This is a genomic window from Gleimia europaea ACS-120-V-Col10b, from assembly GCF_000411155.1.
Lineage (GTDB): Bacteria > Actinomycetota > Actinomycetes > Actinomycetales > Actinomycetaceae > Gleimia > Gleimia europaea_B.
The window spans coordinates 1,171,039-1,185,352 of the sequence record NZ_KE150266.1 but is presented as its reverse complement, the minus strand read 5'-3'; the positions used below and the strand labels follow the sequence as shown (position 1 = coordinate 1,185,352).

Here is a 14,314-nt window from a genome sequence, read left to right as displayed (position 1 = left end):
GCCGGCGCCCAGTGTCGCTCAAAACCAGACGCCGAGCCGGTCACAACGGAACAAACTTTCAGCGAGCGAGGACAGGGATAGCTACTCGTTACCGGGCGCGGAATCCGGGGCCTGCGCGTCTTCTTGGGCGGATGCAAATCTTTGGAAATACGGGATTCGCGAGCCCAACATGCCCAAAGCCGTTTGGAAATTTTGGCGATCAATCGTTGCGACGAGGCTGAAGTATCCGACACTTACCACCACGGCTACAAGAACCCCGCGCCACAATCCGCCCCAAATCGCGCCCGTCACGGTTCCGGAAGTGTCAAACGCGCCCACAAAATGCAACGCGCCCATTCCCAGTAGCCCAGATACCACCGCCATGCTGCCGTACTTCACCATGTCGCCAATAACCACCCGTGGATTCGCCTGCGGTAACCTGGCGCGAACAAAATATGTTGAAACCACGCCTTGCACAATGCGCGAGACAGTCTCGGCAAATAACGCCCCAAACAGCCAGTACACGGGCGGGAGGAACAGCATCAACGTCCAGCCTAAAGCCACCTGACCCAGCGTTGGCCAAAGCACCGTGTAAAACACGGGACGGCCGTCCTCCAGCGAATAAAATACGCGCTGACTGAAAATCACTACCACGGCGCCTGCCAGGCCCGGCAAAATGATCACCAGTGCATTTGCGTACGCAACCATCTCGGAAATTGGGTTTGACGGCCCCAAAATTTGGAACACCGGGATCGCGGCCGCCCCCAAAATCGCCGCCATCCACATCGTTAGCAAGAGTGAGGACCGCACGCCAATCTGGTAGTTGCGAACCATACTGGCCTGGTTCCCATCAGCAGCTGCCGAAGCGATCTTTGTAAACAGAGCTGTAGCGATCGAAACCGAAACGATCGATTGCGGGAGCATGTACACCGTAAACGTGATGCCAAGCGCCGCCGTGGAAGCAGCGAAAACTCCGGTTTGTGTACTCCACGCGTTTGCCGCCGCCGCAATGTTAGACGTAGACAGGTAGCCCACCTGGCCCACAACCAGCGTTGCGAACACCCAGCCCGCAATCTTAGACGCCCGGCGCAAGCCAGTGCCTCGGAAATGAAAATCCAACCGCAACCGTACGCCCGCGCGCCGAAGCGGAATAATCAGCAACAGCGCCTGCGCAATCACGCCCAACGTTGCCGGCCCCGCCAAAAGCGCCGTCCGCTGGAAATCCCAAACCGACGGATCATTCACATCCGAGGCCGTGCCGTACACGGCAATGAACACGATCAAACCGATAATTGCGATCACATTATTGACCGCCGGCGTCCACATGTACGGGCCAAAAATGCCGCGCGCGTTCAAAAATTCGCCCAAGAGGGCGTAGATTCCGTAAAAGAAAATCTGCGGCAAACACCAAATGGCAAACACGATTGCCAGCGACTTCCACGCCGGGGCCATCAAACCAGCCGTCAAGTTCACCAAAATGCCAGCGGCCGCAACCATCACGATGGTGATACCAAACATGATCAGACCGGCCAGCGTCAGCAGACGATTCACGTAGTCCGAACCGGATTTAGTCTTGAATGCCCGGACAATCTGCGGCACCAAAATCGCGTCCAGCAAACCTGCCGCCAGCAGGTTAAACACCACGTTCGGCAACGTATTAGCCACGTTAAACGCGTCGTTTGCTCCCGCCGCGCCCAAAGCAGCCAGCAGCAGCGCGGTGCGCAAAAAACCAAGCCCTCGGGAAAACGTGGTACCCAGCGCCATGATCGCCGAAGACCGAAATAGGGAGGACTCCTTCGGATCACCAATAGGCTGATCGTGATCGCCAGCCAACTCGGCCTCACTCATCATGTTCTCCCAAGTTCAAATCAGTGGACGCGCTCTCATTCACATGCGGTGTTTCCAGTCCGCCGGTTGCGTCCTTAGTAGCCATATCCACGCGGCGACCTCGCTTAATGGTGCGCCAAATACCTGCTACCAGCAACAGCGCCATAACTATCGAGAACACGAGCGTACCCGTCGACTCCCATTCCGCGCGAACGCGGATCTGCAAGTGCGCCGCATCATCGATCACGAGGCCATTGGGGCCCTTCATCTTAACCTGAACCGCGACATCGCCCGAACCAATCGCACGAACCGGGATTTCTGCAACCGTTGAGCCGTGGGCCGGCACACTAACCGCCACGCTCTTCTCGATCTGTAGGCGCGGGTCGGGCGAAACCAGCTCCACAACCACGTTTACCGGCTCGTCAAGCGCTGAACTTACCCGCACCGGCAAATGCGCCTTGCGATCCAGCAGGTTGATTGGCGCAGACTGTTCCACCTTTACGGAAGTGGCCAGCGCCTCCGCCTCCTCATTCACGCCCCTAATTAATCGCGAGCGCAAGTCCGGTTGTTCCCGCAGCGCGAGGGAGGTGGCCAGCAGCACGCGGGAGCGCTGCTCGGCAACCGTACCCGTGGAATCGGCCAGTGCTGAAGTCATCGCGGCCGTAGACTCGATCGCCTCGTAGAGCGAACGAACCTCCAGATCCGTGATGCTGCCCGAAGATGGAACTAGATCCGGCAGAGTCGTGCGCGGCTCGGGCGCATCCGACATGTCTTTCACGTCTGCAACCGAGATTGGATTCACCCACCGATCCCCGAGCGCAGCCTTCACCCGGGCCACGGTGACCTCGCTGTCCGGATTGCGTTGCGTCAACGCAAGCACGGTGCGCGACTGGTTGGGTAACTGGCGCGTAATGATCGCAGTGGTAGAGCGGATCATCTGCTGAACGTCCAACTCATCGCCCCTAGAAGAGGTGGAAGAAGAAAGAAGATCCGACAGCGCCTTGTGAGCTAGGAGCACGTCCGTGCCGGGCTCCTCTGCGTTCACGGCGCTACCGGTCTGCGCGTCGTAGCGAGACCACGCCGAAACATCATAAGTGAGCAAATCTGAAGGTGCCAAGCCCTCGCTCGTACTCACAACCGTCTGATCAGCCCACAGCTCCACAACCTGGCGGTCAAGCTCGTCTACCTCGGGCAAGACAAAACTATCCAAAACTTCCAGTCCGGCTCGGCGCGCCACCGGCAAGTTCTGCGCGGACTTTGAATCTTGCACCAACTGCACAATCTGGGAACGCTGCGAAAGATGAGCAATACCGGCCACATCCGCATCCGCCGCCGGCAGGGAAATCACCGGGCCCGCACCCGCTTTCGCTAGGTTCTGCGCGAAATCTTCCTGCTCAAGTAAGCCCGCACCAACCGCGAGCGTCACGCCCTTAACCTCAGCTAAATCCTGCGCCACGCGAACCTGCCCTGCTTGTGCATCTGTGGCCCGAACCCCCTGGTCGGACTCCTGCACGCCCATCGCGATCGAACTGACCACAGACAGGTTTAAGGGCTTGACCTCATAACCCGAATCCCACAGCAACAAAGATCTATCCGAAGCCACCAGGTTCCCGGCCTCAGCGCGCACCTCAATGCCTCGTGGGCCCCAAAAGAACGGGCTATAAAATGGCAAATCGGTTGCCGGAATAGAAATTGAAAACGCAGTGGGTGTGCCGGCTTTCACGTCCTTTAACGTCGTCGAAGTAACAAAATCACCCGCGTTGCTCAAATCCTCCAAATACGCCTTCGCTTCCGACACGGTGACCATCGAATCTGAACGCACAAACACGCTCAACGACACTTCGCTTTGCGCCGTGGCAAAACTAACCGTGCCAGAAACCTTCACACTCTTTTGATCCGTCAGCACCCGAGGCGCCAGATCATCTATCTCCACCGTGTAGCCAGGCTGAGCGTCCACCGGGGCGGCCACCGCCTCAAAACCCCCAAAAACACCGCAAACGGCGGAAACCAAAGCTCCCGCCAGCAACAGCGCAACGCCTCTAAAACTTAAACGCCGGCTCACACGTTTGCCTCTGGATACAGCAAATCCAACGCGATCGCCACTACGCGCCGCTCATTCGGATACGCCAACATGCGTGAAACCTTGTCCAACGGGAACCACGCGGCGTCCTCGGCCTCCTGATCCGGATCGTTCTCCACGGTGACCTCGCCCGACACGTACTCCAACAAATAGTGGTGCACCACCTTATGCACCCTGCGATCCCCCGTAGAAAACCAGTAATCAATCGACGTCAAACCCGTCACCAACCGGCCCGTAATGCCCGTTTCTTCAGCGATCTCTCGAACTGCGGCTTCCTCCGCCGACTCTCCGGGCTCCAGGTGTCCCTTCGGTAAACACCACTCGATATTGCCCGCCCGATTTCGCCGCGCAATCACCGCCACCCACGGCACTCCCTCGCGCACCTTAATCACAAGGCCGCCAGCTGACGTCTCATCCACAACCGGCAAATGCCGCGCGCTCACCCGAAAACTGCGCACCGAAAAATGGTGACGCGGGGGTCGCGGAACACCCATCCGAGGAGTGCCGTCATGAATATCCATGCTCCTACTCTATGACGTGGCGCGTCCGATATACCGAATTGTGAGGATTCATGGCACGCTATTAGGGATGCTAAAGGAACAAGAAACCAATAAACGGGCAACCATTACAAGCCAAAATATGAACGCACTCGAGGCCGTGGGATGTGGCGACCTCGAACTGCTTCGCCGCAACGCCGAAAGAGCCCTCGCTGAACTCCCCTCGCAAATCATCGAACTAGGCCACGTTTTTCACGCGGCCGGATTTGAACTCGCCCTCGTAGGCGGGCCGGTTCGTGACGCGTTTCTTGCCGTAACACCACACGACTTCGACCTCACCACCAATGCCAGGCCTGACGACACCGAACGCCTCCTTGGCATCTGGGGTGATAAAACCTGGGACGTTGGCAAAGCATTTGGCACCATCGGAGCGCGCAAAGGAGACCTGCAAGTTGAGGTCACCACGTACCGCACCGAAGCGTACAACCCGAACTCGCGCAAACCCCAAGTCGAATACGGCGACACGCTCCAAGGTGACCTTACCAGGCGAGACTTCACCGTCAACGCCTGCGCCATCACCCTGCCCAACCTTGAACTCGTAGACCCGCACGGCGGCCTGCAAGACCTTGCAGACGCCATTTTGCGCACGCCTGTCACCGCCACCCAATCTTTTGACGACGACCCGTTGCGGATCATGAGAGCCGCAAGGTTCAGCGCCCAACTTGGCATCGACGTTTCCGCAGATGTCATGAAAGCCATGGAGCAGCAAGCCCCCCGCCTCGAAATCGTTTCCGCAGAACGCATTCGCACCGAATTCGAGCGTCTCCTCACCTCCCCCAAACCCCGCCGCAGCCTCGAACTCATGGTTCACACCACGGTTGCCGACATCGTCCTACCAGAACTATCCAACCTCCAAGACCTCAAAGACGAACACAACCGCCACAAAGACGTTTACGAGCACACCCTCACCGTCCTCGAACACGCAATCGCCCTTGAAACCGGGCCCGACGGCCCCGTGCCCGCGCCAAGCTTTATCCTGCGCTTCGCAGCCATCATGCACGACGTTGGCAAACCCGCCACGCGCAGATTCGAACCAGACGGCACCGTCACCTTCCACCACCACGAAATCGTGGGCGCGAAAATGACCAGGAAACGCATGGCCGCCCTGCGTTTCGACAAAGCCACCACCAAAGCCGTTGTGGAACTAGTGCGCCTGCACCAAAGATTCCACGGCTATGGCGAACAGCAGTGGACCGACTCTGCCGTGCGCAGGTACGTCACCGACGCGGGCCCCTACCTCGAATACCTCCACCGGCTTACCCGCGCGGACTGCACCACCCGCAACAAGCGCAAATCCGCGTACCTACAGGCCGCCTACGACGACCTCGAAAATCGCATCCACGAACTCCAAAAACAAGAGGAACTAGACGCGGTACGTCCCGACCTAGATGGCGGCGAAATCATGCGGCTTCTTGACCTCAAGCCAGGTCCCCAAGTTGGCAAAGCATACAAATACCTACTTGAACTTCGCATGGAGCGAGGCCCGCTCGGTAAAGAAGAAGCCGAACATGAACTACTAAAATGGTGGGAAACGCAATAAAACCATGCACAATTGCTAGATAGACGAAAGAGGCACCCGGTCTTCAGTAACCGCCGGGCCCTGCTTTAGAAAGGTGGTTCCAATGGCTGACAGTCGCGAACCTAATAAAAATAGCAACCGGAAACCCTCCGGATTGCCTTCGCGCCGCTCTATCCACCGTCATGGCACGACCGCTACAAACCCGGGTTCCAAAACACCCTCCTCTTCCATCCCTAAGAGCCCCCAGAGCAAACCCGCTGTCACCGCGTCGTCCTCGCCGCGAAAAAATATAAGCACTGCCAGCCAACCGAGTGGCAAAACTACGAAGACAACCGCGCGCAAACCCGCAGCAAAAAGCGGGAAGAAGACAAGCGGGGGGAACAAGAAGAAGTCGACTGGCGCGCGCATAGGAATCGGTATTCTCATTGCGTTCCTCACCGTGGTTATTCTTGGCTCGATCGGATTCATGGTTGCCTACGCGTCCGTGACCTTGCCGAAACCCGGAGAGTTTGCGCTGGCGCAAAAAACTAGCGTCTACTACTCCGACGGTGAAACTGAACTCGGTACTTTTGCCGAAATCGACCGTACCATCATAGATACGCAAACTATTCCGGACTACGTTGGAAAAGCAGTCATTTCTTCAGAGGACCGCACTTTCTACACCAACTCCGGTATTGACCTGAAAGGCATAGCTCGCGCCTTTATTAACAATGTTCGCGGGGGGTCCTTGCAAGGTGCCTCCACACTGAGCCAGCAGTACGTGGAACGCTACTACCTGGACACCACTACGAGCATAAAGGGCAAAATTAAAGAAGCCTTACTAGCCCTCAAGATCAACAGGCAGCAATCCAAGGACGAGATCCTCGAGAACTACCTCAACACCATCTACTTTGGGCGCGGCGCGTACGGTATAGAAGAGGCGGCACTCAAATACTTTGGCCACCCCGCAACCGATCTGACGCTTAGCGAATCAGCCTTGCTTGCCGGCATCATCCCCGCGCCCTCCGCGTGGGATCCCGCAGTAGACCCAGACGTGGCAAAAGTACGCTTCGACCGCGTCCTCAAACACATGGTTGAAGATGGCTGGATCACACAGGATGAGGCTAACGACGCGACCTTCCCGGAAACTATCGACCCGCATTCCGAAACCAGCATGACTGGGTGGAAGGGTCACCTCATGCAACAGATCCGCACCGAACTAGAAAATCGTGCCGGCATAACCCCAGAGCAGCTAGATTCGGGCGGTTACGTGATTGTCACTACCTTGGATAAGGACCTGCAAGACTACGCTGTCGAGGCGGTAAATGAACTCCCCGACGATCACGATGCGGGATTGCAGGTGGCTCTCTCATCCATCAACCCCGTTAATGGCGAAATTGTCGCAGAATTTGCTGGCGCCGACTATCAAGAACGCCAATCCAACGCCGTCACCCAGGACAGGGCGATGGCAGGATCAACGATGAAGCCGTTTGGCCTCATCGCATACATGCAAGCCGGCGGAACAATCGAGGATATGTACAACGGCAACTCGCCGCTACAGATCACCGACAAACGCACCGGAGAAGTAACGCCTCCACTCGGAAACTATGGGGGCTTTTCGTACGGCTACGTCAATATGGTTCGCGCAACTTCGCTATCTATCAACACTCCATTTGTTGAAATGAATAACGAGATGGGTCCGGGTAAAACGCGCGACGCCGCGATTAAGCTTGGCTTGCCAGAGGACACCGTCGGCCTTGACGACACGCTCCGTAACATTCTCGGGTCAGCGTCGCCGCATAATCTGGATCTCACCCGGGCATACGCTACTATCGCGTCCGGAGGACTGCGGAGCACGCCTCATATGATTAAGGAAGTTACCCGCTACGACGGCGAGCAAATCTATCAGGGTCCCACAAGCACCGAGCGCGTGTTTGACTCTGAAATCATTTCTGCCGCGCTACCCGGCATGCAGGCCAGCGCCCAGTGGGGATCTGGGGAAAAGGCTGGAACCATTGGGCGGCCCGTGCTGGCTAAGACCGGTTCTTCTGAAGAAAACCGTTCCGCCCAGTTCGCGGGGGCAATCCCGCAACTTGCCACCGTGGTGTCCATGTACCAGATTGGTGAAGACGGAAACGAAGTCTCCATCACCCCATTTGGTGGAGAATACGAAGTTACCGGCTCCACTTGGCCAGGCACCGTGTGGCAAACGTACATGTTGAAAGCGATCGACAAGTACGAGGTCGCAGAGTTCGACTGGTACAAGCCAGACGTCCGTCGATCCACGTTCAAAACGTACACGCCTCCAACAGAGACGACTACCACACAAACTCAGAAGACGGAGAAGAAGGAGAAGAGGGAGGAGCCAACCCAAACGGAAGCTCCAAACGACACTCCCACCACTAATCCGCCTACCGAGCCGGCAACTGAGCCCGATGAAAACCACTAGCTAGAAGTTGGAGGACCTCGAGAGAGGAATCTTTGGGCTATATGGATAGATAAAAAGTGCCGCCCGCAAAATCTTGCGGGCGGCACTTCTATGCGTAAACTACTTGGCGCTTACACGAACCTTGACGCGTGCGGAAACCTCCGGGTGGAGGTTAACGGTCACGTTGTGGTCACCAACGTACTTGATGGCCTTCTCCACAACGATCTTACGGCGATCTATCTCAATACCGGAAGCTTCCTTGATAGCCGAAGCGATATCACCGGTCTTGACAGCGCCGTAAAGGGCGTCGGTGGTGGAAGCAAGCTTGAAGATCTCTACAAACTTGATTTCCTGAAGCTGGTCACGAACCTCGCGAGCATCATCCACGTTTGCGATTTCCTTCGCGCGCGCACGCTCGGCAATCTTATCTAGTGCCTTCTGTGCGCCCGGCGTCCAGCGCTCAGCGAGACGACGCGGAACGAGGTAGTTGCGAGCGTAGCCGTCCTTAACGGTAACGACGTCACCGGCAACACCGAGGTTAGGGACATCGTGGGTCAAAATTAGTTTTGCCATTATTCAGTCTCCTTCCTCTTTAACGTCCAGAGCTCGAGTACGGCAGAAGAGCCATTTCGCGGGCGTTCTTCACGGCCTTCGCGATCTTGCGCTGCTCCTGAACGGACACGCCAGTTACACGACGGGCGCGGATCTTACCGCGGTCCGAGATGAACTTACGCAAAAGCGCGGTGTCCTTGTAGTCAATCTTTTCAATCTTGGCGGACTTTAGTGGGTTCGCCTTCTTCTTAATCGGCTTATTGCGAAGTTGAGGCTTCGCCATGGTGTCTCCTAAAAATCTCACGCACTAGCGTGCGCCCTGTTGTTGAGCAAAGTTAGATAAGAACCGTTTAGAACGGGGGTTCCGAATCGAAGTTTGTGGAACCACCCGTTGCCCACGGGTCATCAGGAGCCCCGCCCGGAGCCGCGTTGTAGCCGGCCTCACCGCCGAAAGACGGGCCGCCCGAACCAGAGGAATCTTGCATTCCTCCCTGGTTGTATCCGCCGCCGCCCCCATAGTTGGACGGGTTACGGCTAACCTGGGCGCGCGCGTACCGGAGCGACGGGCCGATCTCGTCGACCGCTAGCTCCACGGTGGTGCGCTGTTGGCCATCGCGGGTCTCGTAGGAACGCTGCTGAAGACGTCCTTGAACAATCACGCGCGTTCCCTTAGTAAGGGAATCTGCAACGTTCTCTGCAACATCGCGCCACACGGAGCAGCGCATGAACAGGGTTTCCCCGTCTTTCCACTGCCCTAAGTTGCGGTCAAAACTACGCGGAGTAGATGCAACAGTGAAGTTAGCAACCGGTGCGCCCGACGCGGTGTAACGAAGTTCCGGGTCGGAAGTCAGGTTGCCGATAATCGTGACTACGGTATCTCCAGCCATCTTTGGCTCCTCAGATTCTCATCCAGTGTTACGCTTCCGGGCGCATCAGCTTGGTGCGCATTACGGACTCGTTTAGTGACAGCAGTCGGTTGATTTCCTTGGAAACCTCCGGCGTGGTGGTCATGTCCACAACCACGTAAATGCCTTCAGACTGCTTGTTGATTTCATAAGCAAGACGACGCTTGCCCCAAATATCGACGTTCTCAACGGAGCCGCCAGCCTCGGTTACCTTGGTCAGAAGCTTCTCCATCGAGGGGCCGACGGTGCGCTCATCAACAGTGGGATCGAAGATCACCATCAGTTCGTACTTACGCATGTTTCCCCACCTCCTCTGGTCTCAACGGTCACGGTCGTTCCGTGACAGGAGGGATATGCGAACCGGTACACAAATGTGAACCGAACTCTCATGCTACCGTGACGGCATCGCATGTACCAGGCCGCGCGAACAAATGTGAGCAACTTCCACGAAAACGCGTGTCACTTAGTTCCCTCGGCTTGCGAAATCCATTTTGATCCGCGAGCGCGCAGGCCGATTGTGAGAGCACGCGCCCCCATAAACACTCCGGCGAAAGCTACCCACACCCACACGAGTACCGTGGTTTGGGTTGTAGCGTTTAAAGCACCCTCGTTGGCGAACATTTTTACGATAATCCACAAAGCTGGCAGGTATGGCACCAGTGTGAGCAAGCCTGCTACCGCGAGGAAACGGTTGTCGCCAGCTCCTATCAGCACGCCATCCATCATGAAAACAAAACCGGCTAGAACTTGGAAACCGCCGGCAACCCACAGGCCGCGCATGGCCGCACTGTGCATGGTCGGGTCGGTGCCGAAAATCCACGGAAGCAGGCCGGACGTCGCGATAATTACGAGTCCAAGGCCAGCGCCCGTCGCAACGCCCCAAATGGTGATGCGGCGAACGAGCGCGTGGGTCTTTGCACGGTCGCCGGTGCCGATCGAGTAGCCGGTGAGTGACTGGGCGGAGATTCCCAGGGCGTCGAGGGCAAACGCCGCGAAGTTCCACACGGTGTTTACTACCTGGTGGGCGGCCAGGGCGATCGCTCCAGCGCGGGTGACTACAGCAACGGTGGCGAGAATCGCAATGCGAAGCGTTAGCGTGCGCACAAGCAGGGGTAGGCCTGCGCTGGTGGCGCCAAGCAAACCACCGAATGAGGGTTTCAGGCTCACTCCTTCGCGCCGCGCTCCCTTAACCACTACTGCCACCAGAGTGATCCCCATGAGGGTTTGGGCAATGGCGGTGCCCAAACCAGAACCGGCAATGCCCATGTTTAGCCCGTAAATGAAGATCGCGTTAAGCGCCGCGTTGCCGGCGGCGCCGGCCGTGGCAACGTATAGCGGCGTCTTGGTGTCGAGCAGGCCGCGTAGCGTTCCTGTAGCAGCAAGAACCACGAGCATGCCGACAAGGCCGGGTGAAGAGTACTGCAGGTAGGCGATGGCGTGGGGAACAACCGACGGGTCGGGTCGGAACCAGCTAATGATGGTGGGGGCGGCAAAAATGAGTGCGCTCGCGGTGAGTATGCCAAGAAGTCCGGCAAGCCAGAGTGCCTCAATGCCAGCACGCAAACCGGAGGCGATTTTCCCCGCGCCTAGCGCCCTGGCGGTGATGGATGTTGTGGAGTATGCCAGGAAGATGAACAGGCCCACCGCCGTCATGAGGATTGTTGATGAGAGGGCGAGGCCGGCTAGTTCCTCGGTTCCGAGGTGGCCTACCATAGCCGAATCAATGGTGGTGAATAGGGGTTGGGCCAACAGCGCTCCGAGTGCAGGGAGGGCGAGACGGAGAATCTCACGATTGAGCTCAGAACCTTCAAGTTGTGGTTCAGTCTTACTTGAGTGTTGTGTCAAAGTTATCCACCTATTTACCTTCGACTTTTGTTCCACAGGGTGTGAACAAAACTGTGGATAATTTGGCGCTGTTCTGGGGGTTTGAGAATGGACGTCATTGACACAACTTCCGCACAATCCACACGTTATCCACAGGTTTTGAACAATTTATGGGAGTTATCCACCGAAAATGCACAAGTTATTAACATTTAGGGTTTTTGAGTTTGGCCTTTCGGGGATAACCTTACCGGTATTCACGGTTTCCCTCAGTAACTGTTGATAACTGCGCCTTTGCACAAATGGAGCGCGTTCCCTGGCGCGGCCTGGCTGAAATCGTGGGCGCAGGGTGCGTTAACTAGAAGGCGGTTTTTGTGGCAGACCAGTCGGGTTTTGATCGAATCCCTCCGCAAGATATTGAGGCGGAGCAGTCCGTTCTTGGCTCCATGATGCTTTCCAAGGACGCCGTGAACGATGTTATTGAGGCGATGGATAGCTCCGACTACTACCGTCCGGATCACGAGATGATCCACAACACGATCATGGAGCTCTACTCTCGCGGCGAGCCTGTGGATACCCTCACGGTTGCCGGTGAGCTAAAACGCCAGGGAAATCTAAGCCGTTTGCCAGAGCCCACTTACCTGCACACCCTGATCGCTTCGGTTCCAACTGCTGCCAACGTGGGTTATTACGCGCGTATTGTGCGCGAGCGGGCGCAGCTACGGCGTCTTGTGGAGGCGGGCACCCGGATTGTTCAGCTTGGTTACGCGGAAACGGGCGGGGACGTCGATGACATCGTGGATGCCGCACAATCTGAGATCTACGCGGTGTCTGAGCGCCGGAGCACTTCGGATTACGTGCAGTTGGCTGAGATTGCGGATCCCCTACTTGCCCATCTTGACGAGATCGCGCAGAACAAGGACGTGTCAAAGGGCGTACCCACAGGGATTTCAGATCTGGATCACCTGACTACAGGATTGCAACCGGGGCAAATGATCATTGTTGCGGCGCGTCCGGCAATGGGTAAGTCAACTCTGGCCATGAATTTCATGAGGGCGGCGGCGGTGCATCAAAACATCACGTCGGTTATCTTCTCGCTGGAAATGTCACGCGAAGAGATTGGCATGCGTTTGATCGCGGCCGAGGCCGGAGTGCACTTTGGCAAGATGCGTCGAGGCGAGATGGAAGACCGTGACTGGACGCGCCTGTCAAAGACGATTTCGAACATTTCAAAAGCGCCCTTCTTTATTGACGATTCGCCGAACATGGCAATGAACGAGATTCGCGCAAAATGCCGTCGCTTGAAGCAGCAGCACAATCTTGGCCTGGTGGTGATTGACTACCTGCAGCTCATGTCGTCGGGTAAGCAAGTGGAGTCGCGCCAGCAGGAAGTTTCGGAGTTCTCCCGCTCGCTGAAGCTCTTGGCGAAAGAATTGGAGATTCCGGTGGTGGCGGTGGCGCAGCTGAATCGTGGCCCGGAGCAGCGTACGGATAAGAAGCCGATGATCGCGGATCTGCGCGAGTCGGGCTCGCTGGAGCAGGATGCGGACGTGATCATGTTGCTACATCGCCCGGATTATTACGATCAGGATGAGCGTCCGGGTGAGGCCGACATTATTGTTGCCAAGCACCGTAATGGTGAGACGGGAACGATCCCGGTGGCCTTCCAGGGCCATTACGCGCGTTTTGTGGATATGGCAAGGCAGTAGTTTGCGTGTAATCTGTGCCCTGTAGGCGCGCTTGGTAAGCGTTTGCTTATGCTTTCGAACTATTTTTATCGAGGTGGAAATGTCATTGAGCAATCCAGTTAAGGTCATGACGATTGCAGGCAACGAGGCAACTGGCGGCGCTGGTTTGCAGGTGGATCTAAAGACGTTCCACCAGCTTGGCGTGTTTGGTATGGGTGCGGTTACTTGCATCGTGTCCTTCGATCCGAAGAATAACTGGGCGCACAGGTTTGTTCCGGTTGATCCGCAGGTCATTAAAGATCAGGTTGAGGCGGGAGTTTCCACCTGGGATGTAGATACTGCGAAGATCGGCATGCTGGGCACGGTGGCGACGATTGACGCAGTGCGTGAGGCGCTGGCTACGAACGAGTGGAAGCACATTGTTCTTGATCCGGTTCTGATCTGTAAGGGCCAGGAGGCCGGCGACGCGCACGATACGGACGAGGCGCTCAAGACGAAGGTACTGCCGCTGGCGACGGTTGTGACACCGAACTTGTTTGAAACAGAGCAACTTTCTGGCATTGAGGTCCGTACGGAGGCCGATTTGGCTCGTGCCGCGCAAAAGATCGGTGAGCTTGGTCCAAAGTACGTTCTCGCCAAGGGTGGAATGCAGCTTGCGGGCGATGAGGCCGTTGATTTGTTGTGGGATGGTCAGAAGATCACGCGCTATGCCTCACCGAAGATTGGCGATGAGCGTCCAACGGGCGCGGGTTGCACGCTTGCGGCAGCGATTGCGGCTGAGCTGGCTAAGGGCGCAGACATTTACGAGGCTGTGCGGGTTGCTAAAGAGATTGTGACGCGCGGTATTGCGGGGAGTCTTCCTGCGCACACCCCGTTTAATGCCGTGTGGCAGCAAGCTTAGTTAATGGTGGGCAGCGCATGAGGCGCTGTTTGTAGCTACATAAAGCGGCCGCGAGCTTGGGCTGGCGGCCGCTTTCAT

Annotated in this window: 12 protein-coding genes; 4 read left to right on the top strand and 8 right to left on the bottom strand. The window is 56.9% G+C overall.

Translation table 11 applies throughout. From position 1 onward, the window contains the following. Positions 1-81: 81 nt before the first annotated feature. The 3 genes from murJ to HMPREF9238_RS05390 are packed head-to-tail and all read right to left on the bottom strand — an operon-like array spanning position 82 to position 4,407. Positions 82-1,830 carry a murein biosynthesis integral membrane protein MurJ gene (murJ, locus tag HMPREF9238_RS05400; RefSeq protein ID WP_051109785.1) on the bottom strand — a complete coding sequence of 583 codons (1,749 nt, stop codon included), beginning with the start codon at positions 1,828-1,830 and terminating at the stop codon, positions 82-84. Further along, complete coding sequence (locus tag HMPREF9238_RS05395; RefSeq protein WP_016444438.1) at positions 1,820-3,868, bottom strand: DUF6049 family protein; 2,049 nt, start codon at positions 3,866-3,868, stop codon at positions 1,820-1,822. Before HMPREF9238_RS05395 ends, murJ begins: the two co-directional genes overlap by 11 nt. Continuing rightward, positions 3,865-4,407 carry an NUDIX hydrolase gene (locus HMPREF9238_RS05390; protein ID WP_040316499.1) on the bottom strand — a complete coding sequence of 181 codons (543 nt, stop codon included), beginning with the start codon at positions 4,405-4,407 and terminating at the stop codon, positions 3,865-3,867. The genes HMPREF9238_RS05395 and HMPREF9238_RS05390 overlap by 4 nt, the downstream gene beginning before the upstream one ends. Before the next feature lie 118 nt (positions 4,408-4,525). Here HMPREF9238_RS05390 and HMPREF9238_RS05385 point away from each other — a divergent pair, with 118 nt between their 5' ends. Both HMPREF9238_RS05385 and HMPREF9238_RS05375 read left to right on the top strand, forming a co-directional pair. Continuing rightward, the gene (locus HMPREF9238_RS05385; RefSeq protein ID WP_156824391.1) at positions 4,526-5,983 is read left to right on the top strand and encodes a CCA tRNA nucleotidyltransferase; all 1,458 of its coding nucleotides are present in this window, start codon (positions 4,526-4,528) and stop codon (positions 5,981-5,983) included. Positions 5,984-6,065: 82 nt separating this feature from the next. After that, positions 6,066-8,390 carry a transglycosylase domain-containing protein gene (locus HMPREF9238_RS05375; protein ID WP_016444435.1) on the top strand — a complete coding sequence of 775 codons (2,325 nt, stop codon included), beginning with the start codon at positions 6,066-6,068 and terminating at the stop codon, positions 8,388-8,390. A 99-nt stretch (positions 8,391-8,489) separates the two neighbouring features. Here the strand turns inward: HMPREF9238_RS05375 and rplI are convergent, their stop codons facing one another. The 5 genes from rplI to HMPREF9238_RS05350 all read right to left on the bottom strand — a co-directional run bounded on the left by rplI (position 8,490) and on the right by HMPREF9238_RS05350 (position 11,671). Beyond that, a complete protein-coding gene (rplI, locus tag HMPREF9238_RS05370) occupies positions 8,490-8,942 on the bottom strand; it encodes a 50S ribosomal protein L9 (protein WP_016444434.1) in 453 nt (150 codons plus the stop codon). 19 nt (positions 8,943-8,961) lie between these two features. Beyond that, on the bottom strand, positions 8,962-9,204 hold the full coding sequence (gene rpsR / locus HMPREF9238_RS05365; RefSeq protein ID WP_016444433.1) for a 30S ribosomal protein S18: 243 nt from the start codon (positions 9,202-9,204) through the stop codon (positions 8,962-8,964). Positions 9,205-9,271: 67 nt separating this feature from the next. Next, positions 9,272-9,808, bottom strand: coding sequence for a single-stranded DNA-binding protein (locus HMPREF9238_RS05360; protein WP_016444432.1), 537 nt, complete (start codon positions 9,806-9,808; stop codon positions 9,272-9,274). Between the two features lie 28 nt (positions 9,809-9,836). Then, positions 9,837-10,124, bottom strand: coding sequence for a 30S ribosomal protein S6 (gene rpsF, locus HMPREF9238_RS05355; RefSeq protein ID WP_016444431.1), 288 nt, complete (start codon positions 10,122-10,124; stop codon positions 9,837-9,839). 161 nt (positions 10,125-10,285) lie between these two features. Next, a complete protein-coding gene (locus tag HMPREF9238_RS05350; protein WP_016444430.1) occupies positions 10,286-11,671 on the bottom strand; it encodes an MATE family efflux transporter in 1,386 nt (461 codons plus the stop codon). 350 nt (positions 11,672-12,021) lie between these two features. On the opposite strand from HMPREF9238_RS05350, the gene dnaB reads away from it, so the two are divergent. Together dnaB and thiD are read left to right on the top strand one after the other, a co-directional pair. Further along, a complete protein-coding gene (dnaB, locus tag HMPREF9238_RS05345; RefSeq protein WP_016444429.1) occupies positions 12,022-13,356 on the top strand; it encodes a replicative DNA helicase in 1,335 nt (444 codons plus the stop codon). A gap of 79 nt (positions 13,357-13,435) precedes the next feature. Continuing rightward, positions 13,436-14,236 carry a bifunctional hydroxymethylpyrimidine kinase/phosphomethylpyrimidine kinase gene (thiD, locus tag HMPREF9238_RS05340; RefSeq protein ID WP_016444428.1) on the top strand — a complete coding sequence of 267 codons (801 nt, stop codon included), beginning with the start codon at positions 13,436-13,438 and terminating at the stop codon, positions 14,234-14,236. The last annotated feature ends 78 nt before the right edge of the window (positions 14,237-14,314 follow it).

Excerpts from the sequence above, each read along its gene's own strand:
- rplI (WP_016444434.1), bottom strand. The coding sequence starts at position 8,942 with ATGGCAAAACTAATTTTGACCCACGATGTCCCTAACCTCGGTGTTGCC.
- murJ (WP_051109785.1), bottom strand. The coding sequence starts at position 1,830 with ATGATGAGTGAGGCCGAGTTGGCTGGCGATCACGATCAGCCTATTGGT.
- rpsF (WP_016444431.1), bottom strand. The coding sequence starts at position 10,124 with ATGCGTAAGTACGAACTGATGGTGATCTTCGATCCCACTGTTGATGAG.
- HMPREF9238_RS05360 (WP_016444432.1), bottom strand. The coding sequence starts at position 9,808 with ATGGCTGGAGATACCGTAGTCACGATTATCGGCAACCTGACTTCCGAC.
- thiD (WP_016444428.1), top strand. The coding sequence starts at position 13,436 with ATGTCATTGAGCAATCCAGTTAAGGTCATGACGATTGCAGGCAACGAG.
- HMPREF9238_RS05385 (WP_156824391.1), top strand. The coding sequence starts at position 4,526 with ATGAACGCACTCGAGGCCGTGGGATGTGGCGACCTCGAACTGCTTCGC.
- HMPREF9238_RS05390 (WP_040316499.1), bottom strand. The coding sequence starts at position 4,407 with ATGGATATTCATGACGGCACTCCTCGGATGGGTGTTCCGCGACCCCCG.
- rpsR (WP_016444433.1), bottom strand. The coding sequence starts at position 9,204 with ATGGCGAAGCCTCAACTTCGCAATAAGCCGATTAAGAAGAAGGCGAAC.
- HMPREF9238_RS05375 (WP_016444435.1), top strand. The coding sequence starts at position 6,066 with ATGGCTGACAGTCGCGAACCTAATAAAAATAGCAACCGGAAACCCTCC.